Raw genomic sequence first — 26,882 nt, 5'->3', positions numbered from 1 at the left:
AAGGTGGCAAGTACAGCATACTACATTGCAAAACGCTATTTAATAGCTAAAAAAGGCTCAACTGCAGTCACGTTTATTACGTGGCTTGCCGCTTTTGCAATGATGACCGCTGTAGCCTCCATGTTCATCATTGTGTCTGTTTTTACCGGACTGGAAGACCTCAACAAGGCTCTTATTTCAGATCTGCATGCGGACATTACCATCTCAAGTACTTCTGAAAAACAGCTTAAGGATCCCGTTTTAATTACGAAACTCCTAGAAAAACAAAAAGAAGTAGAGGCCTACTCCAAATTAATTGAAGAAAAAGTCTACCTCAACTACGGCGGCGTAGGTGAAATAGCCTATTTACGAGCGGTCGATTCAAATTACACAAAAGTAAATCCCATAGACAAACGAATTTTCTTTGGAAAACTGCCGGATCTTCGAAAAGGCAAGGAAGTTATTTTAGAAAACAATTTGGACAACCGCCTGGCCATTCCTGTGGGAGAGACGCTAAAACCTGCGTTCATTTACATGCCTAAACCAGGAGTTGGACTCATCAATTCAGAGGCGGACATTTTTGAAAAACAAGAAATTATTGCTACGGGGGTATTCCCAGGAAACGATCAATTGGACAACTACATTATTGCCCCTATTAGTCTTGCTCAATCTCTCTTAGGCACTTCCAATGAAAGTGCATATAAAATTGTTGCCAAACTCCACGACCCAACCCGGGCCTCTAGTGTAAAAGCAGCCCTTAAAAAACAAATGGGTAGCGAATACCAAATAAATACGAAAAACGAAGAAAACGCAGCCTTTTGGAAAATGATCAACACAGAGAAGCTTATGATTTATCTAATCTTTTCTCTTGTTATTTTGATTACTACTTTCAACTTGGCAGGTGCGATCATCATTCTTCAACTCGATAAGAAAAGGCAAGCCATGTCTTTAATTTCTCTAGGGTTTCCAAGAGCGCAGCTACGAAAAATCTATTTCTATACAGGAGTACTTATCGTTGTGATTGGAATCTTCTTAGGACTTGCAATTGGAACCATTCTGTGTGTGATTCAAATGCAAACAGGACTTTTCAAAGCAGGCATTGAACTTCCATTCCCTGTGAGAATCACCCTCGAAAATTATTTCATAGTCGCGGGAGTCGCCCTTGTATTTGGTCTTTTGGTTTCTTGGTTGTTTTCAAAAATCAAGAAAGACCCCTTCCCTGCAGATTAAATCAAGCCTCAAGCCAAAAGTTCCAAAAAAAGCATTGAAACCATTCTCGTCGCGCAAATGCGTGTGAAATTATGTATATTTGATTTATGGAATTACAGGCAAATTACGGACTCGTTGGAAAGGGAATCTCTTATTCTTTTTCACAAAAGTATTTTACCCAAAAGTTTAGAAAATTATTTTTGAAAAATTACAATTATTTCCTACTAGACTTGGAAGACTTAAGCCATATCAAAGAGCGAATTCAAAAGGAAAACTTAAAAGGGTTTAATGTCACCATTCCATACAAAGAACAAATCATTCCCTTTCTCGATGGGCTTAGCCCAGAAGCGAAGGTAATCGGCGCTGTAAACACAGTGAAAATAACGGGCGGGCAATGGGTCGGATACAATACCGATGCTTACGGCTTCGAAAAAACGCTTGAATTGCATCGCAAAGAGCACCATAATTCCGCCCTAATCCTAGGGAATGGCGGTGCTGCGAAAGCGGTTAAATACGTCCTAGATAAACTTGAAATCCCCTACCAAGTTATTGAACGCAAATCGTCTCAAAACTTTGAATCTTTGACCAAGAGTCAAGTGGAGTCAGCCTCACTCATTGTGCAATGCACGCCTGTGGGTACGTATCCAGACCTTGAAAACAGTGTCCCCTTCCCCTTTGAAGCACTAGGAACTAAGCATTTGGTGATTGATCTGATTTACAATCCAGAATATACGCAGTTTATTAAAAAAGCAAGCGATCAAGGAGCAAAATGCTTAAATGGCTATTTCATGCTGGAACAGCAAGCAGAAAAAGCCTGGGCTCTATGGAATAAGTCCCTACCGTGAACGAAAAAAAGCCCAACTACGAAAGAAATCGAAAAAATGTCTATATTTAACGGGCTATTTTCACACGGCGCGTGAAAGAGACCACTAACATAAAGTCAGAAGTTATGAGTATGCAGGATTCCAATGCGACAAACCCCGAAAACAATACAAATCCGAGCGAGCACACGCCTCAAAATTTAGATCCGAGCCAAAACATGGAGCAGCAAGAACCGTTCGAGATTCCAAAGGAAAAGGTGCTTTCGGAAATTGACCCTAAAAAACAGGAGCAGCTTACCGATCAAGTGGCTCCGGATTCCCCAAGTACCTCGCATACCGAGATCATGACTCAGCATACAGCAAATGCACAAAATGTAGAAACGCTTCCTTCCCTTGAAATTCCTGAGGAGAAAGTCCTTTCAGAAATTGATCGCGAAGAAAAAAAAGACGCTCCCTCCTCCAAAAGTAAAAAGCAAGATCCTGTCGGCAACAGAAAAAAAATAGGCTCTCACGAATCGGACTCGGTCGAAAATCTTCTGAGCGACCTCGAAAAGCTAGTGAACCTTCCTGATGCAGGAGAGAGAATCCGATCATTCAATCAATTAAAAGACTGGTCTACTAAGAAAATATCGTTTGAAACGGATCAAAAACGAAAACAGTTCCTTGCCGACGGAAGTCTTGAATCCGACTTTGATTATGAACACCCTTTTCAATCAAAACTCTCAGCCCTTATCTCCATTTTCAAAGAAAAACACGTAGAATGGGTGAAAGACCAAGAAAAACAGTTCGAAGAAAATCTAACTCAGCGACAAGCCATTCTAGAGAGACTAAAAAATCTATACACCTCTAGCGAACCAGGAATTAACCTTTTTCATGAAATCCGCTCCATCAAAAAAGATTGGAATGACGCGGGGCAAGTGGCAAAGTCTCAATTCAAATTATTGAATAACGATTATTACTATCATTTGAATCAGTTTTATCAGGTTTTGGACCTTAACAAAGAATATTTAGAACAGGAACATGTGCACAACCTTGAAAAGCGTCAGCATATCATTGAACGTGCAAAAGATCTTCTAAAAGAACCGGTTCAAAAAGCACTCAATGAACTTCAGTATCTTCATAAATTATGGAAAGAAGAGGGCGAACCTGTGGCAGAAGAGTTCCGTGAATCAACATGGAATGAATTCCGAGCCATTTCCAATCAGATTCACGATCGACGCGTGGAACTTCACACCCAAATGGATGCGCTGCATGACGAGAACTTAAAAAAGAAACGTGAGCTGATTACCCAGATTAAAGGAATCACAAGTACGATTGTTCCTGACAATAATATCAACTTCAAAGACACCTTGAGTAAGGTAGAACAAATACGATCCACCTTCTTAAAAATAGGATCCGTTCCAAAAGAGAATGTAAACGAAACTTGGTCCGAGTTTAAAGAAGCAGTGCGTCAATTCAATTCGGCAAAAAACAAGTTTTTTAAAACCATTAAGAGTGCCCAGCAAGAAAACCTATCGAAAAAATTATCGCTGATTGAAACGGCCAAGCAAAACATGAATTCGGAAGATTGGGACAAGATGGTACCCCTATTCAAAAACTTACAAAGCGAATGGAAGCGCATTGGACCTACCCCGCGCCATACCGTGCAGTCTACTTGGAATGATTTCCGAGAAGCGTGCAATGTCTTCTTCACCAATTTCCGTACAAAAAGCCCTGCTGCTCAGGACAACTGGCTTGACAATTTCAAAGCGAAGAAATTGTTAATGGACGAACTCGCCTCGGTGACAAACCACGCGGACAGTGAGGCAAAAATAGAAGACATAAAAGCTCGTTGGAATGCCTTAGGCAAAGTTCCAAAAGATCGACTTTACATCCATAGTCAGTTCAACAAATTGCTACGTGAAAAATTAAAACTAAACAATCTTAGCGAATACGACCTTAAGGATGAAAATCTTTCCGAGAGCCAATTAACGGACAAAGCAAGAAAGATTAAAAATCAAATTGCAGACCTTGAGACACAAGTCACCAATCTGGAGACCAACCTAAGTTTCTTCCAATCGCCTGGACGTGAGAATCCTTTACTGAAAGACACCTACGAAAAGCTTGACGAGAAAAAAGAACAATTGGAACGACTAAAAGTAAGCCTCCATCATATCATCACAGGAGAATAACAAAATATAAGAGCGTTTCTTTTAGGAGATGCTCTTTTAAAATATTACCATGAGCGATAAGGCCTATATGACACGATGCTTGGAACTTGCCCAAAAAGCGCTTGGAGACACTTATCCAAATCCAATCGTGGGTGCAGTTATTACACACAATGACAAAATCATAGGGGAAGGCTTTCACCAAAAGGCAGGATCACCGCATGCGGAAATCAATGCCATAAGCCAAATCGAGGACCATTCTATCTTAAAGGAATCAACCCTCTACGTTTCATTAGAACCTTGCAGTCACTTCGGCCTGACTCCGCCCTGCGCACTTAGGGTGAAGGAACTAGGATTTAAAAGAGTTGTCATTGGCGTTTTAGATCCAAGTGAAAAGGTGGACGGCAAAGGGGTCAAACTGCTTAAAGAAGCCGGAATTGAGGTCTGTGTAGGAGTTCTCGAAGAAAAAGCAAGAGAGTTAAACAAACGCTTTATAACTTCGCAGATAAAAAAAAGACCTTATATCACTTTAAAATGGGCACAATCTGCAGATGGTTTTCTAGATCAAGACTTCAAACCCACCTCGATATCTAACCCTAAACTTAATCAGTGGGTGCATTTGTTAAGGCATCAAGAACATTCCATTCTTGTAGGAACCCGCACGGCACAAAGGGATAAACCAAGCCTTACGGTACGTCATATAGAGGGCAGAAATCCAATCCGTATTGTTCTTGACTTAGATTTAAAACTCTCTACGGACACCCCACTCTTTAATCTAGAGGCTCCTACCTTGGTGTTTAATTCCAAAAAACAGCAAGTTGAGGGCAATATCGAATACATGAAAATAGATTCTACGAATCTAATTCCGAATCTTTTAACAGAACTTCACCTTCGTGGTATTCAATCCGTACTAGTGGAAGGAGGAGCACAAATGCATAGGCAATTCCTAGAGCTAGGTCTATGGGACACTGCCTACCAAATTCAAAATCCAGAACTTTTTTTAGAAAAAGGAACCCTTGCACCCACAATTAATTCCTTAGCAACTCAAAAGTGGACTATTGGAAATAATCTTTTGACGGAATACAAAAACGATTACTCCTTTTTTAACAGCTCTTCAAGTTGAAAATATCTATCCCCTAGTTTCTTTTTAAGACGTTGATTTGATTTCTTCACAGCCTCTTGGGTTACACCGAGAAGCTGCGCAATTTCTCGTGAAGACAGACCCAATTTTCGCAGAAAGTCAAATCTCTTATTCGATTCGACACTATCCCATGACATGCAACTTTGGGACAACAATCTAGATTTTATGCATGCGTTTTCGTTGAAAATCAACTATCGAAAAAATTCATCTGCGTTTTAAAAATGAGAATGATTCTGTAGAAGATCTACAAAGTTCAAATTTAGTTCAAATTGAACCTTCTCTTTCCTTTTGGAAACAATTCCAATACGAGGTTTTAGCCGCAAAATAATACACTCTGCTCTTTATGCAAAAAACAACCTGGCTATTAAAACACCAAGTTAGTTAGTGAACTACCCACCCACGCTAGAGGCGATGGGCTGGGCTTCGGGCTTCATAGAGTGTGCGTTATTGCTAACGTCTGATTTTCTCTCCACCTTTGTAATGGACAGTTCCTGCCCATATATTTTTAATCCCTCTTTGAGAATGTTCTTTGCAGCATTATGGTCACGGTCTAATTTATGACCGTTGCTACAAATCCATTCTCTTATGGAAAGATTTAAGTCTTGATTTATACAACCACACACGTTGCAAGTTTTTGACGAGGGATAGAAACGATTAACTTTTATAAGTTCTTTCCCATACCAATCACACTTATATTGAAGTAGTGTGACAAAATTACCCCAACTTGCATCAGCAATATGTTTAGATAATTTGTGGTTTTTAATCATACCTTTTACGTTTAAGTCTTCAATACTTATTAAATCATAGGATTCAACAAGCTCTTTACTAACTTTATGTAAGGTATCTAACCTACTGTTTGCGATTTTCTCGTGAATCTTTGCAACCTTGAGCTTTTGTTTTTCAAACCCATTACTGTCTTTTTGTTTACGAGATAAGTGTTGTTGTGCTTTTTTTAATTTCCGTGCATATTTTTTTGTATATCTATTATTTTTAAATTTCCTATTTTCGGAGGTAATCGCAAAGTCTTTAATCCCTAAATCTATACCAACCTGCTTATCTGTTTTTGTTAACTGCTCAATTTCCTGTTCAGTAAAGATTGAAACAAAATATTTCCCTGTTGGTGTTCGGGTTATGGTCACCTTACCAATCTTTCCTTTCAATTCACGGTGCATCTTGATTTTGATGCCATCTTTGAATTTAGGTATAATTAATTTACCGTCATCAATTCTACCGAATTGTGGTACTGTAAAACTGTTCTTGTTTCGACGTGATTTGAACTTTGGAAATTGTGCATTTCCACGAAAGAAGTTTAGATAAGCCGTGTCTAAAGACCTTAAAACAAACTGCAAGCTTTGGCTATTAACTTCTTTCAGCCAATTCGTTTCTTCTTGCTTTTTTATTTTAGTTAATGTGGCTGCTTGCGCATAATAGGTGTCAGACTTCTTATCTGCTTGGTACTGCTGCTTGCGCTCATTTAAAAAGTAATTGTAAACAAAACGTGTACATCCAAAATGTTTAGCAAGGAGTACCTCCTGCTCTTCATTTGGCATCAATCTAAAGCGATATGTCTTATTTACCGTTGTCACTTATGCAAGTTACGACATTTATGCGATAAATACCACTTGTGTAAAAGGTTACGTCTTTAGGTGAAAAACATTTGCAAAAAGCTATAGTATGCAATCCAATTACCTTCGTACCAATCATTCAAAACATTATTTAGGACCGTCTAGTAAACAAAGCAATTCTCTGCCCTTTTAAAGGGCAGTTTTCTTTGGTCAAAAGTTTTCTTATTTTCGCAGTATGATCACGGAGTTTAAAACAGCAGCCTCAAAGGTCGAAAACATTTTAACAAAAGAAAAAGGAAGTAAATTCATTGGGTTTTTATATCCGATTTCAACCGAAGAAGAATTTCAAAAGGCCTTAATTGACATTAAAGCCGCGCATCCTAAGGCCACCCATCACTGTTATGCATTTCGCCTTGGACTTGAGGGAGAGAATTACCGCGCCAATGATGACGGAGAACCCTCTGGAAGTGCCGGACTTCCGATTTACAATCAACTGCTATCCAATGAACTCACCAACGTACTACTCGTTGTAGTTCGTTATTATGGAGGAACAAAGCTTGGCGTATCAGGGCTTGTAAAGGCCTACAAGGAGTCTGCTATATTAACGCTGGAAGAATGTAAAATCATAACCCAAGAATTAGAATCACTTGTACGAGTCACATTTCCATTCGCTTCTCAAAATGTAATATTTACGGTTTTAAACAAACTGCAAGCAAAAGTTCTACAATTTGATGCAGACCAAAGTTGCCAGATCACGGCTAGAATCAAAACTTCACAAAAAGACGACATTTCAAACCAATTTGCTGAAATGCCGTCTGTTCAATTTGAAATAGAGGAGATTCTCTAATTTCAGTATAATTTCATTTCTAATTATTACTTCTTCCGCCAAAAAGCAGAGAGGCAAAATAAATCAATTGAGCAAGAGAGCCCAAGGCGGCAACCACATACGTTCTTGCAGCCCACTTAAGGGAATCCTCAGCTCCTTCGTATTCTGTTTTGTTCGCTAAGGTTCCACTGCTTTTCAGCCAGGCCAAAGCGCGATTGCTTGCATCATACTCCACAGGCAAGGTGACAAAGGCAAATGCAGTAGTCACAGCAAACAAAATTACTCCGACAAGAAGTACGGTTTTGTTTCCACTCATCGCAAGAACCACAAGTCCAGCCATCAGAACAAACTGAAGTAGTCTTGACGATATGTTTACCATGGGTACCATCTTGGAGCGTAGCGTAAGCATTGCGTAAGCCGTCGCATGCTGAACCGCATGGCCCGTTTCATGGGCAGCGACTGCCGCTGCAGCTGCATTTCGTTGCATATAAACTCCTTCGGAGAGATTGATGGTTTTGTTCTGCGGATTGTAGTGGTCAGTCAATTGACCCGGCACAGAAATAACTTGCACGTCGTGAATTCCACTGTCGCGAAGCATTTTCTCTGCAATTTCTTTTCCAGAAAGTCCGTTTTGCAAATGAACCTTACTGTAGTGTGCAAACTTAGATTTTAGCTTATTTTGCACAATCATGCTGACAATAAACACCAGCCCTATAATCAAATAATAACTACCCATATTTCTTATTGTATTGCTTCATAATTTTCGAATGCCGAATATACTAAAAAAGAAGGAAAAACCGTGCCAAATACGTCCACTAAAAAATTAATAATTATCTTTGCCAATTCAATCTAGAAAAATGCCACAACTCTCTGTACAAGAAGTTAAATCTGAGGATGACTTGATGAAATTCATTCAATTCCCAATGGATTTATATCGAAATAACCCGAATTTCGTTCCTTCTTTAATTCAGGATGAAAAATCAATCTGGGATCCCGCCCAAAATCCGGCCCTCGCTTACGCAGAAGCCAAGCAGTTCATTGCGCTAAAAAACGGTAAAGTCGTAGGTCGTATTGCCGTGATGATCAACCACAAAGAGAGAAAAGAATTGGGGGTAGAAAAAGTGCGTTTCGGATGGCTGGATTTCATTGATGATCTTGATGTATCCAAAGCATTGCTTGACACCGCTGCTCAATACGCAAGGCAAAAGGGAATAAACACAATTGAAGGCCCAATGGGGATCACAAACCTTGACAAAGCAGGAATGCTTACCATGGGATTTGATCGTCTGGCCACTATGATTGGGCTATATAATTTCGAATACTACCCTCAGCATATGGAGAGCCACGGCCTTCTAAAAGAAAAAGAATGGGTTGAATACGAATTAACCTTCCCTGAAATCCTTCCCGAAAAAGTAGTGCGTTTTTACAACCTTGTCTTGGAAAAATACGGTTTAAAGGTTTTAAAATTTCAATCCAAAAAAGAGCTGATTCCTTTTGTGGAACCGATGTTTGAACTTCTTGACGAAACGTATCGAAATTTATCCACCTATACTCCTATCTCTCCTGAACAGATCAAAATGTACAAGGAGAAGTACTTCAATTTCATTCACAAAGATTATGTCGTCTGTGTTTGCGATTCAAGTGGGAAATTGGTTGCATTTGCCATTACAATGCCTTCCTATTCCAAAGCATTGCAAAAATCGAAAGGGAAAATGTGGCCTTTCGGATGGATGCATTTCCTTTCCGCAGGACGCAAAAACGAACGAGCCAACTTCTATTTGATTGGCATCCACCCAGAATACCAAAGACGAGGAATCACCTCCATTATTTTTACAGAAATCTACAAATCGTTCAAAAAGAAAGGAATCAAATTCTTAGAAACCAACCCTGAACTAGAAGAAAACAAAAACATTCAAGTTTTGTGGCAAGATTACCATCCCGTTAATCACAAACGAAGAAGGACTTATAGTAAAAAACTTTCCTAAAATGAAAAAGCACCTTCTCGTATATGCTGCTCTGGTCGTACTTTACATTGCATACAACCTCTTTTTCGAGGTGGAGGATCCAAGAACCAATGCAGCGATCAACATTTTAGCCACGAGCGTGCTGTTTTTGTATATCGCTATTCTCGCATTCGTTTTGATCAGAAAGCTGAAAAAAAACAAAAAAGAATAGTTATTTATAACAATTCTAAATTGAACACCCTCTGTTCATTTAAAAAGTCTTTTCTATACCTCATATTTTTTTTCTATCATTAATTCATTAAATTTGCATCTACTATTTAATGCAGTTGCTATGAATTTACCTGAAAATTATATCCCTATACTCTTCCAAGGATTGATAGGACTTAGTTTCGTGCTCTTATCTCTTCTCGGCACCCATTTTCTTGGACCGAAGCAAGTGAAGGGCAATACGAAGAAAAACGAAAGTTTTGAATGCGGTGTGGATGTGGAAGGAAATGCAAGAACACCCTTTTCTGTTAAATATTTCTTGACCGCGGTTCTATTCGTTCTTTTCGACATAGAAATCGTATTCTTTTATCCTTACGCGGTGAATTTCCGCGAGTTTGGAATTGAAGGCTTTTTAGCCGTACTTACGTTTGTCTCTATTTTCTTCTTGGCCTTCCTATACGTTTGGAAACGTGGGGCCTTAGATTGGGACCGTTAAACATTAATTATTAAAACAAACATTATGTCAGATAACAAACCCGTAATTAGAATGGACGCAACTCCACCGGAAGGACTTGAAGGAGAAGGTTTCTTCGCGACCCAGCTCAGCAGTGTGGTGGGACTTGCAAGAAAGCACTCCCTTTGGCCTCTTCCCTTTGCGACCTCTTGTTGTGGAATTGAATACATGGCGTTTCTGAATCCCACATACGACGGAAGTCGTTTTGGTATGGAACGTAACTCCTTTTCTCCACGCCACGCGGACATGCTAATGGTCTGTGGAACTATTTCTAAGAAATTAGGCCCCGTGCTTAAGCAAGTATATACCCAAATGGCAGAACCTAGATGGGTTGTGGCAGTGGGTGCATGCGCCTCTAGCGGAGGGATTTTTGACACTTACTCCGTGTTACAAGGAATCGACAAAATTATTCCTGTAGACGTCTACGTACCCGGTTGTCCTCCAAGACCAGAGCAAATCATTGAAGGAGTCATGCAGGTACAAGCCTTGGCAGAAAGTGAAAGCATTCGAAGAAGAGATTCCGACCAGTACAAAGCTCTTTTAGAGTCTTACGGAATCAACTAAACTATTTGAGGGCACAATAAAGCAGACCTCTTTTGGGAAGCCTGCGCAAATAAAGAAACAACATGAATAACGAATTCGTTTTAGAAGCTCTGCAAAGAGAATTTCAAGATAGCATCCTCTCCTTTAGTGAGCCCTACGGTATGTTAACGCTAGTGGTAAAGAAAGGGGACTTAAAAAAGATCGTCCATTTTTTACGCGATTCTTCGCTCGAAATTAACTTTTTAACGGACATTACGGGCATTCACTATCCAGAGGATACTGACAATGAACTGGGTGTAATTTACCATCTTCATAACATGAAGGAAAAGTTCCGTTTACGAATTAAATCCTTTACCAAGAAAGAAGGTGCCGAGTTTGAAACCCTTACGGATCTTTACGCAGGAGCCAACTGGATGGAAAGAGAAACCTATGATTTTTTTGGAATCAAATTCTCAGGACACCCTGACCTTCGCGTGATCTTAAACATGGAGGATTTGGGATACCACCCGATGCTAAAAGAATACCGTCTCGAAGACGGAACCCGTAGCGACAAGGACGATAACATGTTTGGTAGATAATGCCTACCCATTAACAAGAGCCTATTATGAAAGACAATCAACTCTCCAATATAATTAACCAATTCGATGCCAAGGAACAAATCGACGGTCAACTCTATACGCTGAACCTTGGACCTACGCACCCGGCAACGCACGGTATCTTTGAAAACGTGCTTACCATGGACGGGGAACGAATTGTACACGGTGAACAAACCGTAGGGTATATTCACCGCGCGTTTGAAAAAATTTCAGAGCGCCGAAATTTTTCTCAAATCACGACCCTCACCGACCGAATGAATTATTGTTCGGCACCTATTAACAATATAGGTTGGCACATGACGGTTGAGAAACTAATTGGATGCAAAGTGTCCAAACGTGTCGATTACATGCGAGTGATTATGATGGAACTTGCCCGAATTGCCGACCATATGGTATGCAATGGGGTTACTGCAATGGATGCAGGAGCCATCACGGGACTTACCTATCTCTTTAGAGAGCGTGAAGCCATCTACGAAATGTACGAGCAAATTTGCGGAGCAAGGATGACCACAAACATGGGTAGAATTGGTGGATTTGAAAGAGATTTCACTCCTAAGTTCCACGAACTTCTTCAGACTTGGTTAAAAAAATTCCCTAAAATTTGGGGTGAATTTTGTGCCTTGAACGAAAGAAACAGAATCTTCATGGACCGAACTATTGGAACGGGACCCATTTCGGCAGAACGTGCCTTAAGCTATGGATTTACAGGTCCTAACTTAAGAGCGGCGGGTGTCGATTACGACGTCCGTGTAAACTCCCCTTATTCTTCGTATGAAGATTTTGACTTCATGGTGCCGATAGGTTCCGCAGGAGATACGTACGACCGATTCATGGTCAGACAACACGAGGTCTGGGAAAGTTTAAAAATCATTGAACAAGCCTACAAGAATCTACCGGAAGGAAACTTCCATGAAGATGTCCCCGAATTTTATCTTCCAGAAAAAGCAGAGGTCTACAACAGTATGGAGGCTCTTATCTACCATTTCAAAATTGTCATGGGAGAAACGGAAGTTCCTAAAGGAGAAGTGTACCACTGTGTAGAGGGAGGAAATGGAGAACTTGGATTTTATCTAGTGAGCGACGGCGGAAGAAGCCCTTACAGACTGCACTTTAGACGTCCTTGCTTTATCTTTTACCAAGCTTACCCTGAAATGATTAAAGGTCAAATGATTTCGGATGCCATTGTCACTATGTGTTCAATGAATGTCATTGCCGGAGAACTTGACGCCTAATAAAACGACGTATTTGAAAACCGTTTTGCTTTGAAAAACAAAGTCTTTGACTCCAAAGTAAAACACTATAGAATTCTATACCATGAGCGAAACAATTGCTTTTAAACCCGAATCTTTAGAAAAGGTTCATAAAATAATTGCCCGTTACCCTGAAGGGAGACAAAAATCGGGATTGATTCCAATTTTGCATCTTGCCCAAAAAGAATTTGGCGGATGGTTGGATGTTCCTGTAATGGACTACGTGGCAAGTTTACTTCAAATCAAACCGATTGAGGTGTACGAAGTGGCCACTTTTTACACGATGTTCAATATGAATCCAATGGGTAAGTATGTACTCGAAGTATGCAGAACAGGTCCTTGTTTAACAAGAGGAAGTGAGAAAATTTTAGACCACATCCGTACCACCCTGCAAATTAAAGACGGAGAAACTACGTCGGATGGAATGTTTACTCTTAAGCCTGTCGAATGCTTAGGTGCATGTGGGTATGCCCCAATGCTTCAGCTTGGCAAGTTTTATCATGAAAATTTAACTACTGAAAAAGTGGATGAGATTCTTGCTCTATGCAGACAGGGAGCCCTCGCTTTGGATTAATTTATAGAAGGAGAAATGGGTAAAAAACTTTTACTTAAAAACGCACATATAGAAGGAATTAGAAACTTCGACGTCTACCGCGAGCACGGAGGCTACGAAGCGGCTGAAAAAGCCTTCAAAATGACCCAAGAGCAAATTCTCGAAGAAGTAAAAACTTCGGGACTGCGTGGACGTGGAGGAGCCGGATTTCCAACCGGCTTAAAATGGAGCTTTTTGGCTAAGCCCGAAGGAGTTCCAAGACACCTTGTGGTTAATGCAGACGAATCTGAGCCCGGCACCTTTAAGGACCGATACCTCATGGAATTTCTACCTCACCTACTGATCGAAGGAATGGTTATCTCCTCCTACTGTCTGGGGGCCAACGTTTCCTATATCTACATTCGTGGAGAATACTCTTGGATACCTGACATTTTAGAACAGGCAATAGACGAGGCGAAAGCGGCAGGATTCCTGGGCAAAAACATTTTAGGTTCTGGATTTGATTTGGAAATCTATGTTCAAAGAGGAGCAGGAGCTTACATTTGTGGAGAAGAGACTGCCCTTTTAGAATCCTTAGAAGGAAAAAGAGGAAATCCAAGACTGAAACCTCCTTTCCCGGCTGTGAAAGGCCTTTGGGAAAGACCGACTGTAGTAAACAATGTGGAGTCCATTGCAGCCGTTGTTCCTGTTATTGAAATGAGCGGCGCGGAATACGCGAAAATTGGAGTGGGACGTTCCACGGGAACCAAGCTGATTTCAGCTTGTGGAAATATAAACAAACCCGGAGTCTACGAAATCGACATGAACCTTTCAGTAGAAGAATTCATCTATTCAGAGGAATACTGTGGGGGCATTAAGGATGGAAAAAAACTAAAAGCCTGCATCCCTGGTGGATCCTCCGTTCCTATTCTTCCAGCCAATCTACTTTTGAAAACCATCAACGGCGAACCCAGACTCATGAATTACGAATCTCTTGCGGACGGCGGATTTGCGACGGGTACTTCCATGGGGTCAGGAGGATTTGAAGTACTGGACGAAGATCAGTGCATCGTAGAGCATACCATGACCCTATCCCGGTTCTATGCCCATGAGAGTTGTGGACAGTGCACACCGTGCCGTGAAGGAACTCCATGGATGTATAAAATACTTAAGAAAATTGAACAAGGACAAGGAACCATGGAGGACATCGATCTTCTTTGGGATATTCAAAGAAAAATTGAAGGAAATACGATTTGCCCTCTAGGCGATGCAGCCGCATGGCCTGTGGCAGCTGCAATCCGTCATTTTAGAGACGAATTCGAATGGCATATAAACAATCCGGAAGCCCTAACAAAAAATTATGGACTTGCAAATTATGCAGATCCAATTCCAGTAGCGGCAAGTGCCGAATAAAATGAAGAAGATCTTTCAAATTTTTGTAATTCTTTTTGGAGCTGTGCATTTTGCTTATGCCCAAGAAACCGACACTCTGCAAAACCAAAAAGAATTGGATCTCGAGATTCAACCTTTATCCAAAAAAGGACAAATGTTTGTCTTTTGGGGGTGGAATCGAGCAGGATTTACCGATTCTGACATTCGATTCAAAGGAGCAGACTATAACTTCACTTTAGAAAATGTCGTGGCGCACGATCGTCCTTCGAAGTTAAGTTTAGATTATATCAATCCCGGAAAAATTTCCATTCCTCAATTTAATTTTAGATTGGGATATTTCCTCAAGGATGATTTGGCGCTTGTGATTGCTCAAGACCACATGAAATATGTGATGGACCAAGACCAAACCGTAGGATTCAAAGGAGAAATCACAGATCCTGTATATGCGGCAAAAGTGCAAAATGGAGAGGTTAATTTAAGCGACAGCGAATTTTTAACCTTTGAACATACGGACGGGTTAAACTATGTCAATTTAGGTTTGGAGAAATACAAACCAATCCTCAAAAAGGAAAAGATTGATATCTTATGGAGTTACGGGGGTGGAATTGGAATGCTAATGCCCAAGAGTAACGTAAAATTGTTCGGAAACGAAAGAAGCGATCGTTTTCACGTGGCAGGTTTCGGTCTTGATGCGAGAACCAATATCAATGTCATCTTTTGGAAACGATGGATGGCCAGAGTAGAAGGCAAAGTCGGTTATATTAATATGCCCGATATAAAAACCACCTTAAACAACAAACCCGATAAAGCCTCACAAGACTTTATGTTTGGGCAACTTAATTTTGGGGTTGGCTATATTTTTAAAGTAAAATAATAATTAATTCATTTTAGAATTCAACTATAATGAGCGAAGAAGTTAAAAAATTCAAAATCACCGTAGACGGACAAAGTGTCGAGGTAGATCCTGGAACCACTATTTTAGAAGCGGCCAGACTCATTGGCGGCAAATCCGTGCCTCCGGCGATGTGTTATTATAAGCCCCTTGAAAGCAGTGGAGGGCGTTGTAGAACCTGTTTAGTAGAAGTCTCCAAAGGCTCCGATGCAGATCCTAGACCCATGCCCAAACTGGTTGCCAGTTGTAGAACCACCGTCATGGATGGGATGGAAATTAAAAACCTAACGTCGGAAAGAACCCAAGAGGCTCGAAGTGCGGTAACCGAATTCCTCCTTGTTAATCACCCTTTGGACTGTCCTGTTTGCGATCAGGCCGGAGAATGCCACTTGCAAGATTTAGGCTATGAACATGGAGTCTCACACTCTCGAACTGAATTTGAAAGACGCACGTTTGAACCCGAGGACATTGGACCTAACATCAAACTGCACATGAACCGCTGCATCCTTTGTGCACGTTGTGTACTTGCTGCAAACCAATTAACGGAGGGAAGAGAACACGGAATTCTATTCCGTGGCGAGCATGCAGAAATATCGACCTATCTAAACAAGGCCTTAGACAATGATTTTTACGGAAACGTGATTGATGTTTGTCCAGTAGGAGCCTTAACGGACCGTACCTCGCGCTTTGCTTCACGCGTTTGGTTTACCAAACCTATGGATGCATCATGTGATTGTGAGAAATGCTCAGGAAATGTAGTATTGTGGATGAAGGGAGAAGAAGTAATCCGTGTGACGGCTAGACAGAATCAGTATGGCGAAAGCGAAGAATGGATCTGCAACACGTGTCGTTTTGAGAAAAAAGACCTTAAGTTTTGGAAGGTAGAAGGACCTAGAGCTATCGATCGTCATTCGGTAATTTCACTCAACCATTACCAAAAACCGCAAGACGAACATCTTTTGTTAGACAATCCAGGAGCAAAAGAACTTAGTGCAGAAGACAAGAACTCCTCCTCTCACACGTAAATAGAAAAAAGAAAAAAATCCAATTGATAATTAATTGGTAAGTAAAGTACAGAACTATGGATTTAATCACCTTTAAGATCATACTAGTCGTCAGTCTCTTTGCACTTTCCTTGGGGATTGCAGCATATTCTACTTGGGGAGAAAGAAAGCTGGCCGCTATTTTACAAGACCGAATTGGCCCTAACCGTGCGGGTCCCTTTGGACTCTTGCAACCTTTAGCAGACGGAGGAAAACTCTTCTTTAAAGAAGGCTTTATTCCGCAAAATGCAGAACGCTTTCTTTTCATCTTAGGACCTTCTATTACCATGTTTATCGCCCTAATTACAGGAGCGGTTATCCCTTGGGGGAAAACACTAAACATCGGGGGAGATTCCTTTGCCTTGCAAGTCGCTAACATTGATGTCGGAGTTCTGTTTCTGATTGGAATGGTTTCCATTGGCGTCTACGGAATGATGATTGGAGGTTGGGCCTCGAATAACAAATATTCTCTTATAGGTGCCATTCGTGCTTCTTCACAGATGATCTCTTATGAGCTCGCCATGGGACTATCTCTTCTCTCCATTATTATGATGAGTGGAAGTTTAGATCTAATGAAAATAGTAACGGATCAAGGGACTGGAAAGCTTTGGGGACTTTTTTCCGTGGACGGCCTTAATTGGAATATCTTTTATCAACCCTTAGCCTTTATTATATTTTTTGTAGCGGCTATGGCAGAAACCAATCGACATCCTTTTGATTTGCCAGAATGTGAATCCGAACTTGTTAACGGGTACATGACGGAATACTCCTCGATGAACTTTGGGATGTACATGTTTGGAGAATACGTAAACATGTTCATTTCCAACGCTTTAATTGCCACCTTATTCTTCGGAGGATTTAATTATCCCGGAATAGAATGGGTCACTCAAAATTGGGGTGAAAACGTCGCGGGAATCTTAAGCATCGTATCCATTCTCGCAAAATCTGTGATTGGTATTATGATCTTCATGTGGATTCGTTGGACCATTCCAAGATTCCGCTACGATCAATTGATGCACCTGGGATGGAAATCATTAATCCCACTTGCCCTTTTAAACCTTGTTGTAACAGGAGCTGTAATTTTACTTGCAGGCGCTTAAAAAAAAATAACATTTTGTAGATCTAAGGGAGAAAGCCTCAGGATCCAAACCAAAATAGAATCAGATGAAATTAACAAACAGATCCAAAGTAGTTTCCAATAAGGAAATGACTTTTATGGAGAAGCTATACCTCCCGGAAATTGTAAAAGGAATGGCAATAACGCTGCGCCACGCAATTGAAGGTCCAAAGGGAAAAGTCTTTTCATATCCTGAGGTAGAAAAGCCTCGTGCGAAAGTATGGAGAGGTCTTCATGTCCTGAAAAGAGACGAACAGGGAAGAGAACGTTGTACCGCTTGTGGTCTTTGCGCTGTGGCCTGCCCAGCAGAAGCCATTACGATGACAGCCAGTGAACGTACCCAGGACGAAAAAAATCTTTACCGCGAAGAAAAATATGCTTCGGTTTATGAAATCAACATGCTGCGATGTATCTTTTGTGGTATGTGTGAAGAGGCCTGTCCAAAATCTGCCATCTATTTAACCGATCGACTCGTTGATGTGGAATTGAACCGTGGATCTTTTATCTATGGCAAAGAGAAACTAGTGGAGGATATCAACAATCGCATTGATATCACGGAGCGTCAAAGTGAACTTCAAAAAAAGGCCGTCAAGTAATGGAACAGTTTTTATTTTTCTTAGTGGCAGCAATTGCCCTAGCGAGTGCCTTCTACTTTGTCTTTGCTAAAAGTCCAATGTACGCGGTTCTTTCTTTAATCGTTACAATGTTCTCTATTGCTGGTATGTATGTGCTTCTAAACGCACAATTTTTAGGGATCGTTCAAATCATCGTGTATGCAGGCGCCATTATGGTCTTGTTCCTCTACATACTTATGATGCTTAATTTAAATGAGATGGACGAAAGTAAAAAGCAAAACACTCTTAAATTTATTGGGGTCTTTGCAGGAGGAATCCTGCTTATTGGAATGCTAGGCGCATTTAGAGGTGTGAGTGAAAACATTTATGCGGCCGAAGGAACTGACTACACGGTAGGACTTACAAAAAACCTAGGTCGATTGCTATTTAATGAATATGTACTGCCTTTTGAATTGGCCTCTATTTTAATCCTAGCTGGGATTGTAGGAGCGGTATTAATCGGTAAAAGAGAATTATAAGTTATGGGAGACGTTAATACATTTATTCAAACCGTGCCACTGAACTATTTCATAGTTCTATGCACACTGCTTTTTTGCTTAGGAGTTACAGGAGTGCTTCTGAGAAAAAATGCCATCATTATTTTAGGATGTGTAGAGCTGATGCTAAACTCAGTAAATCTTTTGCTTGCAGCCTTCTCTAGTTATAGTGGAGACGGACACGGTCAAATACTAGTGTTTTTCATCATGGTTGTAGCCGCTGCCGAAGTAGCTGTGGGACTCGCCATTATTTCTATGTTGTATCGAAATACAAAATCGGTAGACATAAGCATCTTTAACAAACTAAGAGGATAACAAACAATGGAAAATTTGGTTTACGCAATCGTTTTATTACCTCTCATTGGGTTTGTTTTTAACGGACTCTTTGGAAAAAACTTACCCAAAATAGTTGTGGGCACCCTTGCCTCACTCATGGTTTTAGGTTCCTTTTTAATAGCGGGGTATCTCTTTTTAAACTTCCAAGCGGACTCAGCGCCTGTGATTGTACGCGCTTTTGAGTGGTTTACCATTCATGGAATGCAAATTAATTTTAGCTTTCAAATAGATCAACTTTCCTTAATGATGATCTTAATCATCACAGGAATTGGATCTCTTATCCACTTGTATTCTATCGGATACATGCATACAGACAAAGGGTTTCATCGCTTTTTCGCGTATTTGAACCTGTTTATCTTTATGATGCTGCTGCTTGTCATGGGATCCAATTATGTAATTCTATTCATTGGATGGGAAGGCGTAGGACTTTGTTCTTACCTACTCATTGGATTCTGGTACGAAAACAAAGAATTTGGGAAAGCAGCACGAAAAGCCTTTATAATGAACCGTATTGGAGACTTAGGTCTTCTAATGGGTATTTTCATGATTGCCCAACATACCAATGCACTTGATTACCTATCGGTGGCTCAAAATGCATCCCTATTTCAACTCGATTCAGGTGTAATCATATTCATTTGTGCCTCATTGTTTATAGGTGCCGTAGGTAAATCCGCTCAAGTTCCTCTTTACACATGGTTACCCGATGCGATGGCAGGACCTACCCCGGTTTCGGCTCTAATCCATGCTGCAACGATGGTAACTGCCGGAATCTACCTAGTGGTTCGTTCAAACTTTCTGTATGTCCTTGCCCCTACTGTAATGGATGGAATCCTTTTCATAGGAATTCTCACCGCGTTACTTGCCGCGTTCTACGCATTGAGACAAAATGATATCAAAAAGGTTCTAGCCTATTCCACAGTTTCACAACTTGGATTTATGGTCGTTGCCTTAGGAGTCGGAGCTTACTCTGCTGCTATGTTCCATCTAATGACACATGCCTTTTTTAAAGCCCTTTTATTCTTAGGTTCAGGTTCCGTAATTCACGCGATGAGCGGAGAGCAAGACATGCGCCTAATGGGAGGACTTAAAGACAAAATTAAAATCACGCACATTACCTTCTTAATCGGTACGTTTGCTATTTCTGGAATGCCTCTTTTCTCAGGAATGATTTCCAAAGATGAAATCCTTGTGGCTACTTGGGCGAAAAGTCCACTTTATTGGGTACTACTCTTCGCCATTGCAGCGATGACCGCTGCCTATATGTTCCGTCTTTATTACTTGACCTTCCATGGAAGCTTTAGAGGAACAAAGGAACAAGAAGCGCATCTTCACGAAAGTCCTTTGAATATGACTTTACCTCTTGTGGTCTTAGCGGTACTATCTGTAGTGGGTGGATTCTTAAACCTACCGCATCTCATTGCTGAGGGTAAATTTGCAAACCTAGAGCACTGGCTTAGCCCCGTTTTAACCGATACGGTCAAAAGCCAAATTCAGGCAAATTTACAGGGACTGAGTCATACCACTGAACTGATTCTTCTAGCCCTTACTATCACCATGTTCTTTATTGTATGGATGGTCGTTAGACACCTGTATGTAACGAAGAATAAACTAGCCTTAGAAGATTCAAAATACACAGGCTGGGAGAAACTCTCTGCTCGGAAACTATACATAGATGAGCTATACAATGCCCTAATTGTACGCACGGTCGAGGGACTGGGTCGTGCAGGTAAAATGTTTGATGTTTCCATCCTGGACAAAGCGGTAGATTTCGTAGGAGAAGGTGCCGAAGAAAGTGGAAAATCCATGAAACGTCTACAAAACGGAAACGTAGAGAACTACGTACTCGTGATGGCTCTTGCCGTCGGACTTATTTTGATCGTTAACTTTATATTACAATAGTAATGTCGTATCATTTATTAGCATTATTACTGCTGCCCCTATTAGGCGCTATCGTTCTGTTTTTCTTGAAAGGAAAAAGCAGTAAGTTTATTGCCTTAGGCCTTTCCATCGTTCAATTAATTGTGACCTTGTGCACCTTTAGTGGTCTGGACTCGTCTTTAACGGTGAACCAAGTATTGCAGCATGAAATTAACTACCCGTGGCTGCAATTTGTAAAGAGTACCCTACATTTCGGGATCGATGGTATGTCTATGCTGTTGCTCTTACTTACCAACATTTTGGTGCCGCTGATTATTTATTCTTCGTTCAATAAAAAAAATCCGTACCGCTCTAGCTTCTATGCATTAATCCTATTGATGCAGTTCGGACTCGTTGGTGTGTTCACATCGTTGGACGGACTTTTATTCTACATCTTTTGGGAAGTTACTTTAATTCCGATTTGGCTCATCGCGGGTCTTTGGGGTCAAGAGGACAAAAAGCTTAAGTTTACCACGAAATTCTTCGTGTACACTTTTGTGGGCTCTTTGTTTATGCTTGGTGGATTTATCTACGTGTACCTCTACTCTCCTTCGTTTGCCTTAACCGACATGTACAATGCAGCTCTGAACTTAAATCAGCAAACCGTCGTTTTTTGGTTTATTTTCTTTGCTTTTGCCGTCAAATTACCGGTTTTTCCGTTTCATACATGGCAACCCGACACCTATACCTATTCTCCCACTCAGGGAACCATGCTTCTTTCTGGGATCATGCTTAAAATGGCGATTTACGGTATTTTACGTTATCTACTCCCGATCGCGCCGGACGCAGTTGCAGGTATATCCGGAACCATCGTTCTGGTTCTTGCCATCGTAGGAGTCCTCCACGGTGCCTTAATTGCTCTCATACAAACTGACATCAAACGAATTTTCACATATTCCTCGTTCTCTCACGTCGGCCTGATGGTCGCAGGTATTTTTGCCTCAGCCCTACTCGTACTTAAGGGTACGTGGACAATTGAAGGAGGAGAAGGAGCTTTGGTGCAGGCTTTTGCTCACGGATTCAATATCGTGGGACTGTTCTACTGTGCGGACATCTTAATTAAACGATTCCAAACCAGAGACATTCGCCAAATGGGTGGCCTTGCCAAAACGGCCCCTAAGTTTGCGGTGCTCTTTATGATTGTGCTACTTGGATCAGTAGGACTACCCTTGACCAATGGTTTTATCGGAGAATTTATTCTACTAAAATCCATCTTTGATTACAATGTCCTAGCAGCCATTATTGCGGGAATCACGATTATTTTAGCTGCGGCATATCTCTTTAGAGCCTACGGTCATACGATGTTAAATTCAGGAGACCCTTCTATCCTGGAGAGTACAAAAGATTTATCCACCTCTGAATTCATCGTCATGGCTACCCTTGCAGGGTGCGTGATTTTCTTTGGTGTCGTACCCGGACCCATCCTTGATTTGGTCGGAAGTTCATTGACGTTTATCTACCAATCCATGGTAAACTAATAAGTATAAAATGAGTGTATTAATTATTGTTTTCATAAGCGCAATTGCAGCCCTATTTTCTGGAGTTTTTAACCAAGGAAAATATGCACGTTACCTTGGAATCGCGGGACTTCTAGTCGCCCTCTATGTAAGTTATTTACCGGAACCTTCGTTCTTTCTTAAGTACCATTCGATGTACGAATACGGAGCCAATACGGCCCTGTTTACAAAACTTACCCTAGTCATTACCCTATTAATCTTCTTCTTAGGAGGTTTCTCCTTTAACAACCACCGCTCTCATCAATCTGAGCTATATGCATTGATGCTATTTTCGGTTTGTGGAGCTATTGTACTCTTTGGGTATCAAAACTTAGTTACTTTATTCTTAGGAATTGAAATTCTCTCCATTCCACTTTATGTTCTGGCGGGAGCAAGCAAAACCAACTTACGATCCAACGAAGCCTCGGTTAAATATTTTTTAATGGGTTGTTTTGCAACCGGATTCCTACTCTTTGGTATTGCTTTAATTTACGGAACTTCCGGAAGCTTTGATCTCTATCAGATTCACCAATATGCAATTGAATATCCTTCGAACTTAATGCTTATCATGGGCGTGATAATGATGATTGCAGCGATGGGATTCAAAGTTGCACTCGCTCCTTTTCATATGTGGAGTCCGGACGTTTACCAAGGTTCTCCTTCGCTCGTCACCACTTTTATGATGAGTGTCGTTAAAATTGCAGGATTCTATGCCCTCTTTAGATTGATGACCATTGCCTTTATTGGAGTCTACGATCAATGGTTCAATATTTTAGGAATTATGGTGATCATCACCTTGTTACTGGCCAACACCATGGGTCTTGCTCAGACCAATGCAAAAAGAATGCTTGCCTACTCTTCTGTTTCCCACGCCGGGTATATAGCACTCATTTTTTATGGGCTCAACTCTCTCTCTACTTATAATTTGGCTTTCTACCTATTTGTTTATGCAATTGCATCGGTAGGGGTAATGCTCTGTCTAATCTGGGTCGAAAAACTAAAAAGAGAGACCTCGTACAACGCCTTTAAAGGCTTGGCGAAAACCGAACCTATCCTAGCCGTGGTTGCGACTGTTTCCCTACTTTCGATGGCAGGAGTGCCATTAACGGCAGGGTTTATGGGGAAATTTAGTCTCTTTGCTCAAGCCATGGATGGCGCAGTCTTTTTGGTGCTTGTCGCCATTCTAGGATCTGCCGTTTCGATTGCCTATTACCTTCGATTGATTATGGCAATGTTCTTCTTTAAAGAAACTACTTTCAAGACTTCCGAGACCTCCTCTTTGACGTACAAAATCGTGGCCTTATTTGTAATTGCTGTGCTCATTGCTTTAGGAGTCTACCCTGATCTCTTTGCCATGCAGTTTGCAAGCTAATTGGCTTACATAAAAGAAGAAATGGCCTTTCCAGATTGGAAAGGCCATTTTACGTCAAGAAGTACTGCGAATTTGAAGGGATTCCTCACTTAAAATTTGTAACTTTATCCTAGTTATAACCTAAAAACAAATCCCCATGAAAAAACTATTTCTACTAGCGATTAGTGCATTCTTTACGCTTAACGCTTGTCAAAAAACAGAATCCACCTCCTCTGAGCACATGCATGAAGCGGCGATGTCTCATGCACAAGATTCCTTCCAGGATCTAAGGACAATTGAACAGCAAGCCAAACTTGAATTAAACGGCACAGATCGCTGGGAAACCAACCCTGAAATGCTTCCCTTCATCCAAAAGCAAGAGACCCTGCTTGCAGATTTTAATGCCTCAGAAAAATCCTATTCTCAACTTGGGAAAGAAATGAATGAGGCCAACGAAGAACTCATCAAAAGTTGCACGATGGAGGGGAAATCTCACGAGGTTCTTCATGTATGGCTTACAGAGCATATGCATGGCTTGGAAGCGCTCGCTGGAAGCACAGATCAAGAGCAGGGAGAAAATGCTCTTAATAGCTTAAAAATATCGATGAGCACTTACCATAAGTATTTCAATTAAAATTTGAGTTTGAAATTGGAGTCGAAGCAGGATTCCTCTTTAAAGTGAAAGCCGTCCCGATAGTAGGTATCGAAACGGCTTTCTTTTTTGCTTTGTATGATTAATTTACCTTTCGAAAACAAGGTAACCAGAGACCGGTAAATCGAACTTGACTTTTCCAGTAAGTTCCTTTTGGCTTTTATCAAATACATTCGTAAATGTTCCCTTCACATTTGGATCCTCGAGTTCGAACTGAACCGGTTCCTTAGAAAAATTTAAAAGCGTAAGAACCTCTTTTTCCCCATTCACTCTTAAATACGCTAGGACTTTCTCTTCCTGCGTCGTGTTTAACCAAAAGGTTTTCACTTTTGGATCTCCCCCGCGAAGTGCAGGATTCGAAGCTTTCAACTCTAATAGCGTTTTATAAAAGCTATGTAGTTCGGGCTGAGAAGTCCAAGGAATTGGATCTTTCTCGAAAAACTCTAATCTTTTGGTTTTAAGTGGTAACTCTTGTCCGTTGTAAATTAACGGAACTCCGTTCCATGTGACTGAGAAGACGGCAAGCGGTTTGGCAAAAACACCGTATTTTTCGTATTCTGTTCCGTTCCAAGTATTTTCATCATGGTTGGATGTGAACCAGGCCCGCATAGAGTTATCTCCAATATCAGAGTAGCGCTGTAAAAGTGATTTCAGCTCACTTAGAGGTAAGTCTTTCTCGTTAAAATCTTTTGTTTTGTGCATCCAATTCCAAATGTAACTGGCATCAAAAACTTTTCCATATTCAGGCGTGTCTAATTCATCAAACTCTCCAAGCCAGAAAAGAGGTCTTACCTGATCTAGTTCCGCTCTAGCCTCCTGCCAAAAATCCACTTCAACCCAGGATGCGAGGTCGCATCGGAACCCATCAATGCCCGTGTTCTCTACCCAAAACTTCATTGCATCGATCATTGCTCTTCTCAACTGAGGTTTGCTATAATCTAACTCAATAATATCCTCCATACCGGAAGCGATTTGAAACGTATCCGTTTTAGGATCTATCAAATAATATTCGGGATGAGTTTTAGTCCACGTATGGTCCCAACCTGTGTGGTTTGCTACCCAATCGATAATTACTTTAAAACCCATGGAATGCGCCTCATCCACGAGATGCTTAAAATCTTCAAGACTCCCAAATTCAGGATTAATCGACGTGTAATCGGCTGCTGCGTATTGACTTCCTAAAGTTCCCTTCTTTTGCTCCTGCGCAATGGGAGTAATTGGCATGAACCAAAGCGTCTTCACACCCATATCCTTTAGTCGTGGAAGATGCTTTTCAAAGGCTTTAAAGGTCCCCTCAGGAGTATATTGTCTAATATTTACTTCATAAATCGTAGTTGTGTGTTTCCACTCACTTGGTGTCTCACTCATGGTCATACTGTTTTTAGGGCTGTTGCAGCTTAAAAGCAAAAGGCTTAGTGCAGCAAAAAGGATCAATTTATTCATAATACATTTATTAAGTTTAAGTCGCTTAATTGCTTCTTCTTGGCGCAATCCGGCCAAAGCTTAACGCGCAAATCTACGGATTTGAAGCGAAAGTTACCCAATTAAAAAGCTGCACTCTTTAAAAAAGTGCAGCTTTATTTATGCTTGTGTTTATAGGCCTCTTAATCCAAATCCTCCTCAAAAGAGGAATCAGAATACCCCTCAGCTTCATCGTCTTCAAAGTCGAGCGAATCGTCATCAAAATCGGCATCCCCAAAATCATCGTCAAAACCGAATTCATCGTCTTCTCCACCTACCTTCGGACTTCCTTTTGCTTTGGCTGGACCCTGCTTACTCGGGGCTTTGAGAGGCACATTTCCAAATCGAAATACCGTTATGGGGTAGTTAACCGAAGGTTTCTCCTCGTTAATTTCAATGAGTTCCAAGAAAAACTCCCATAAATCTAAGAGTCCATATTGAAACTGTACTTTATCGCCCGCTGTTTCAAAGGCTTCACTTACGTAGATATCAGACATAATTTCCCCGTCACCTAAATCACTCATGTCTTCTAAAGGAACGCTTTTATAAACAGTCCCGTCGGATTCTAATAAGTTGAAATTGGACAGCTCTTCGCCTTGAAGAGAAAATGCACTTTTGATTCCTAAATGCAAGTTCCATAGAGTTTGTTTCCCTTTGATTTCAATATCGCGAAAGATGTCTTCCCTTGTATCTAAAATAATACGGATTTTGTAAACCATAGTCTTTTCAGCACTTTAATTTTTATTGATTCGTTTGCTCTGATTAGAGCTGCAAATATATAACAATTGCAAAATCCTTTTGGAGAATTTTGTAAAAATAA

General features: G+C 40.8%; 27 protein-coding genes. 23 read left to right on the top strand and 4 right to left on the bottom strand.

Annotation, left to right across the window (positions count from 1 at the left end; translation table 11 throughout):
- The first annotated feature begins 3 nt into the window (after positions 1 to 3).
- The 4 genes from ACX3PU_RS08195 (at position 4) to ribD (ending at position 5,279) form a co-directional block, all read left to right on the top strand.
- Positions 4 to 1,209: an ABC transporter permease gene (locus ACX3PU_RS08195; RefSeq protein WP_459084520.1), complete on the top strand. Its 1,206-nt coding sequence runs from the start codon at positions 4 to 6 to the stop codon at positions 1,207 to 1,209.
- Between the two features lie 86 nt (positions 1,210 to 1,295).
- A complete protein-coding gene (locus tag ACX3PU_RS08190) occupies positions 1,296 to 2,033 on the top strand; it encodes a shikimate dehydrogenase family protein (RefSeq protein ID WP_459084519.1) in 738 nt (245 codons plus the stop codon).
- Positions 2,034 to 2,137: 104 nt separating this feature from the next.
- Entirely contained in the window at positions 2,138 to 4,180 is a 2,043-nt protein-coding gene (locus tag ACX3PU_RS08185; RefSeq protein ID WP_459084518.1) for a DUF349 domain-containing protein, read from the top strand.
- Positions 4,181 to 4,229: 49 nt separating this feature from the next.
- Positions 4,230 to 5,279 (top strand): bifunctional diaminohydroxyphosphoribosylaminopyrimidine deaminase/5-amino-6-(5-phosphoribosylamino)uracil reductase RibD, encoded by a 1,050-nt coding sequence (ribD, locus tag ACX3PU_RS08180; protein WP_459084517.1) that lies wholly within the window; start codon positions 4,230 to 4,232, stop codon positions 5,277 to 5,279.
- Between the two features lie 407 nt (positions 5,280 to 5,686).
- Here the strand turns inward: ribD and tnpB are convergent, their stop codons facing one another.
- Entirely contained in the window at positions 5,687 to 6,883 is a 1,197-nt protein-coding gene (gene tnpB, locus ACX3PU_RS08175; protein WP_459084516.1) for an IS200/IS605 family element RNA-guided endonuclease TnpB, read from the bottom strand.
- Between the two features lie 214 nt (positions 6,884 to 7,097).
- Here tnpB and ACX3PU_RS08170 point away from each other — a divergent pair, with 214 nt between their 5' ends.
- Positions 7,098 to 7,709 carry an IMPACT family protein gene (locus ACX3PU_RS08170; RefSeq protein WP_459084515.1) on the top strand — a complete coding sequence of 204 codons (612 nt, stop codon included), beginning with the start codon at positions 7,098 to 7,100 and terminating at the stop codon, positions 7,707 to 7,709.
- 19 nt (positions 7,710 to 7,728) lie between these two features.
- On the opposite strand, the gene ACX3PU_RS08165 is transcribed toward ACX3PU_RS08170, so the two are convergent.
- Entirely contained in the window at positions 7,729 to 8,424 is a 696-nt protein-coding gene (locus tag ACX3PU_RS08165) for a zinc metallopeptidase (protein ID WP_459084514.1), read from the bottom strand.
- 121 nt (positions 8,425 to 8,545) lie between these two features.
- On the opposite strand from ACX3PU_RS08165, the gene ACX3PU_RS08160 reads away from it, so the two are divergent.
- From ACX3PU_RS08160 to ACX3PU_RS08075, 18 genes are all read left to right on the top strand, one after another.
- Positions 8,546 to 9,673: a GNAT family N-acetyltransferase gene (locus tag ACX3PU_RS08160; RefSeq protein ID WP_459084513.1), complete on the top strand. Its 1,128-nt coding sequence runs from the start codon at positions 8,546 to 8,548 to the stop codon at positions 9,671 to 9,673.
- 1 nt (position 9,674) lies between these two features.
- Positions 9,675 to 9,863 (top strand): hypothetical protein, encoded by a 189-nt coding sequence (locus tag ACX3PU_RS08155; protein ID WP_459084512.1) that lies wholly within the window; start codon positions 9,675 to 9,677, stop codon positions 9,861 to 9,863.
- A gap of 120 nt (positions 9,864 to 9,983) precedes the next feature.
- Positions 9,984 to 10,355, top strand: coding sequence for an NADH-quinone oxidoreductase subunit A (locus tag ACX3PU_RS08150; RefSeq protein ID WP_459084510.1), 372 nt, complete (start codon positions 9,984 to 9,986; stop codon positions 10,353 to 10,355).
- Positions 10,356 to 10,379: 24 nt separating this feature from the next.
- Positions 10,380 to 10,937 carry an NADH-quinone oxidoreductase subunit B gene (locus ACX3PU_RS08145; RefSeq protein ID WP_459084509.1) on the top strand — a complete coding sequence of 186 codons (558 nt, stop codon included), beginning with the start codon at positions 10,380 to 10,382 and terminating at the stop codon, positions 10,935 to 10,937.
- A gap of 62 nt (positions 10,938 to 10,999) precedes the next feature.
- Positions 11,000 to 11,494, top strand: a complete 495-nt coding sequence (locus ACX3PU_RS08140) for an NADH-quinone oxidoreductase subunit C (RefSeq protein WP_459084508.1) — start codon at positions 11,000 to 11,002, stop codon at positions 11,492 to 11,494.
- Positions 11,495 to 11,520: 26 nt separating this feature from the next.
- Entirely contained in the window at positions 11,521 to 12,744 is a 1,224-nt protein-coding gene (locus tag ACX3PU_RS08135; RefSeq protein WP_459084507.1) for an NADH-quinone oxidoreductase subunit D, read from the top strand.
- Positions 12,745 to 12,826: 82 nt separating this feature from the next.
- Positions 12,827 to 13,336, top strand: a complete 510-nt coding sequence (locus ACX3PU_RS08130; protein WP_459084506.1) for an NADH-quinone oxidoreductase subunit NuoE family protein — start codon at positions 12,827 to 12,829, stop codon at positions 13,334 to 13,336.
- 15 nt (positions 13,337 to 13,351) lie between these two features.
- On the top strand, positions 13,352 to 14,707 hold the full coding sequence (gene nuoF / locus ACX3PU_RS08125) for an NADH-quinone oxidoreductase subunit NuoF (RefSeq protein WP_459084505.1): 1,356 nt from the start codon (positions 13,352 to 13,354) through the stop codon (positions 14,705 to 14,707).
- 1 nt (position 14,708) lies between these two features.
- A complete protein-coding gene (locus ACX3PU_RS08120) occupies positions 14,709 to 15,560 on the top strand; it encodes a hypothetical protein (RefSeq protein WP_459084503.1) in 852 nt (283 codons plus the stop codon).
- Between the two features lie 29 nt (positions 15,561 to 15,589).
- On the top strand, positions 15,590 to 16,603 hold the full coding sequence (locus tag ACX3PU_RS08115) for an NADH-quinone oxidoreductase subunit G (RefSeq protein WP_459084502.1): 1,014 nt from the start codon (positions 15,590 to 15,592) through the stop codon (positions 16,601 to 16,603).
- 56 nt (positions 16,604 to 16,659) lie between these two features.
- The gene (gene nuoH, locus ACX3PU_RS08110) at positions 16,660 to 17,721 is read left to right on the top strand and encodes an NADH-quinone oxidoreductase subunit NuoH (RefSeq protein ID WP_459084501.1); all 1,062 of its coding nucleotides are present in this window, start codon (positions 16,660 to 16,662) and stop codon (positions 17,719 to 17,721) included.
- A 64-nt stretch (positions 17,722 to 17,785) separates the two neighbouring features.
- On the top strand, positions 17,786 to 18,334 hold the full coding sequence (locus ACX3PU_RS08105; RefSeq protein ID WP_459084499.1) for a NuoI/complex I 23 kDa subunit family protein: 549 nt from the start codon (positions 17,786 to 17,788) through the stop codon (positions 18,332 to 18,334).
- Positions 18,334 to 18,831 carry an NADH-quinone oxidoreductase subunit J family protein gene (locus ACX3PU_RS08100; protein ID WP_459084497.1) on the top strand — a complete coding sequence of 166 codons (498 nt, stop codon included), beginning with the start codon at positions 18,334 to 18,336 and terminating at the stop codon, positions 18,829 to 18,831. The genes ACX3PU_RS08105 and ACX3PU_RS08100 overlap by 1 nt, the downstream gene beginning before the upstream one ends.
- 3 nt (positions 18,832 to 18,834) lie before the next feature.
- On the top strand, positions 18,835 to 19,164 hold the full coding sequence (nuoK, locus tag ACX3PU_RS08095; RefSeq protein ID WP_459084496.1) for an NADH-quinone oxidoreductase subunit NuoK: 330 nt from the start codon (positions 18,835 to 18,837) through the stop codon (positions 19,162 to 19,164).
- Positions 19,165 to 19,170: 6 nt separating this feature from the next.
- Positions 19,171 to 21,084, top strand: a complete 1,914-nt coding sequence (gene nuoL / locus ACX3PU_RS08090; RefSeq protein WP_459084494.1) for an NADH-quinone oxidoreductase subunit L — start codon at positions 19,171 to 19,173, stop codon at positions 21,082 to 21,084.
- Between the two features lie 2 nt (positions 21,085 to 21,086).
- The gene (locus ACX3PU_RS08085; RefSeq protein ID WP_459084493.1) at positions 21,087 to 22,580 is read left to right on the top strand and encodes a complex I subunit 4 family protein; all 1,494 of its coding nucleotides are present in this window, start codon (positions 21,087 to 21,089) and stop codon (positions 22,578 to 22,580) included.
- 10 nt (positions 22,581 to 22,590) lie between these two features.
- Positions 22,591 to 23,970, top strand: a complete 1,380-nt coding sequence (locus tag ACX3PU_RS08080) for an NADH-quinone oxidoreductase subunit N (protein ID WP_459084491.1) — start codon at positions 22,591 to 22,593, stop codon at positions 23,968 to 23,970.
- Positions 23,971 to 24,106: 136 nt separating this feature from the next.
- A complete protein-coding gene (locus ACX3PU_RS08075) occupies positions 24,107 to 24,583 on the top strand; it encodes a hypothetical protein (RefSeq protein WP_459084490.1) in 477 nt (158 codons plus the stop codon).
- A gap of 105 nt (positions 24,584 to 24,688) precedes the next feature.
- Here ACX3PU_RS08075 and ACX3PU_RS08070 read toward each other — a convergent pair whose 3' ends face one another.
- Together ACX3PU_RS08070 and ACX3PU_RS08065 are read right to left on the bottom strand one after the other, a co-directional pair.
- Positions 24,689 to 26,044 carry an alpha-amylase family glycosyl hydrolase gene (locus tag ACX3PU_RS08070; RefSeq protein ID WP_459084489.1) on the bottom strand — a complete coding sequence of 452 codons (1,356 nt, stop codon included), beginning with the start codon at positions 26,042 to 26,044 and terminating at the stop codon, positions 24,689 to 24,691.
- A gap of 161 nt (positions 26,045 to 26,205) precedes the next feature.
- Entirely contained in the window at positions 26,206 to 26,781 is a 576-nt protein-coding gene (locus ACX3PU_RS08065) for an IS1096 element passenger TnpR family protein (RefSeq protein ID WP_459084488.1), read from the bottom strand.
- Positions 26,782 to 26,882: the final 101 nt, after the last annotated feature.

It is taken from the genome of Chryseobacterium sp. A301, assembly GCF_054489425.1.
This window is presented reverse-complemented; position numbering and strand designations above follow the sequence as displayed.

Excerpts from the sequence above, each read along its gene's own strand:
- ACX3PU_RS08135 (WP_459084507.1), top strand. The coding sequence starts at position 11,521 with ATGAAAGACAATCAACTCTCCAATATAATTAACCAATTCGATGCCAAG.
- ACX3PU_RS08130 (WP_459084506.1), top strand. The coding sequence starts at position 12,827 with ATGAGCGAAACAATTGCTTTTAAACCCGAATCTTTAGAAAAGGTTCAT.
- ACX3PU_RS08120 (WP_459084503.1), top strand. The coding sequence starts at position 14,709 with ATGAAGAAGATCTTTCAAATTTTTGTAATTCTTTTTGGAGCTGTGCAT.
- ACX3PU_RS08145 (WP_459084509.1), top strand. The coding sequence starts at position 10,380 with ATGTCAGATAACAAACCCGTAATTAGAATGGACGCAACTCCACCGGAA.
- ACX3PU_RS08075 (WP_459084490.1), top strand. The coding sequence starts at position 24,107 with ATGAAAAAACTATTTCTACTAGCGATTAGTGCATTCTTTACGCTTAAC.
- ACX3PU_RS08140 (WP_459084508.1), top strand. The coding sequence starts at position 11,000 with ATGAATAACGAATTCGTTTTAGAAGCTCTGCAAAGAGAATTTCAAGAT.
- ACX3PU_RS08105 (WP_459084499.1), top strand. The coding sequence starts at position 17,786 with ATGAAATTAACAAACAGATCCAAAGTAGTTTCCAATAAGGAAATGACT.
- nuoF (WP_459084505.1), top strand. The coding sequence starts at position 13,352 with ATGGGTAAAAAACTTTTACTTAAAAACGCACATATAGAAGGAATTAGA.
- ACX3PU_RS08170 (WP_459084515.1), top strand. The coding sequence starts at position 7,098 with ATGATCACGGAGTTTAAAACAGCAGCCTCAAAGGTCGAAAACATTTTA.
- ACX3PU_RS08085 (WP_459084493.1), top strand. The coding sequence starts at position 21,087 with ATGTCGTATCATTTATTAGCATTATTACTGCTGCCCCTATTAGGCGCT.
- ribD (WP_459084517.1), top strand. The coding sequence starts at position 4,230 with ATGAGCGATAAGGCCTATATGACACGATGCTTGGAACTTGCCCAAAAA.
- ACX3PU_RS08190 (WP_459084519.1), top strand. The coding sequence starts at position 1,296 with ATGGAATTACAGGCAAATTACGGACTCGTTGGAAAGGGAATCTCTTAT.
- nuoH (WP_459084501.1), top strand. The coding sequence starts at position 16,660 with ATGGATTTAATCACCTTTAAGATCATACTAGTCGTCAGTCTCTTTGCA.
- ACX3PU_RS08160 (WP_459084513.1), top strand. The coding sequence starts at position 8,546 with ATGCCACAACTCTCTGTACAAGAAGTTAAATCTGAGGATGACTTGATG.
- ACX3PU_RS08150 (WP_459084510.1), top strand. The coding sequence starts at position 9,984 with ATGAATTTACCTGAAAATTATATCCCTATACTCTTCCAAGGATTGATA.
- ACX3PU_RS08165 (WP_459084514.1), bottom strand. The coding sequence starts at position 8,424 with ATGGGTAGTTATTATTTGATTATAGGGCTGGTGTTTATTGTCAGCATG.
- ACX3PU_RS08155 (WP_459084512.1), top strand. The coding sequence starts at position 9,675 with ATGAAAAAGCACCTTCTCGTATATGCTGCTCTGGTCGTACTTTACATT.
- ACX3PU_RS08115 (WP_459084502.1), top strand. The coding sequence starts at position 15,590 with ATGAGCGAAGAAGTTAAAAAATTCAAAATCACCGTAGACGGACAAAGT.
- ACX3PU_RS08065 (WP_459084488.1), bottom strand. The coding sequence starts at position 26,781 with ATGGTTTACAAAATCCGTATTATTTTAGATACAAGGGAAGACATCTTT.
- ACX3PU_RS08080 (WP_459084491.1), top strand. The coding sequence starts at position 22,591 with ATGAGTGTATTAATTATTGTTTTCATAAGCGCAATTGCAGCCCTATTT.
- ACX3PU_RS08100 (WP_459084497.1), top strand. The coding sequence starts at position 18,334 with ATGGAACAGTTTTTATTTTTCTTAGTGGCAGCAATTGCCCTAGCGAGT.
- nuoK (WP_459084496.1), top strand. The coding sequence starts at position 18,835 with ATGGGAGACGTTAATACATTTATTCAAACCGTGCCACTGAACTATTTC.
- nuoL (WP_459084494.1), top strand. The coding sequence starts at position 19,171 with ATGGAAAATTTGGTTTACGCAATCGTTTTATTACCTCTCATTGGGTTT.
- ACX3PU_RS08070 (WP_459084489.1), bottom strand. The coding sequence starts at position 26,044 with ATGAATAAATTGATCCTTTTTGCTGCACTAAGCCTTTTGCTTTTAAGC.
- ACX3PU_RS08185 (WP_459084518.1), top strand. The coding sequence starts at position 2,138 with ATGAGTATGCAGGATTCCAATGCGACAAACCCCGAAAACAATACAAAT.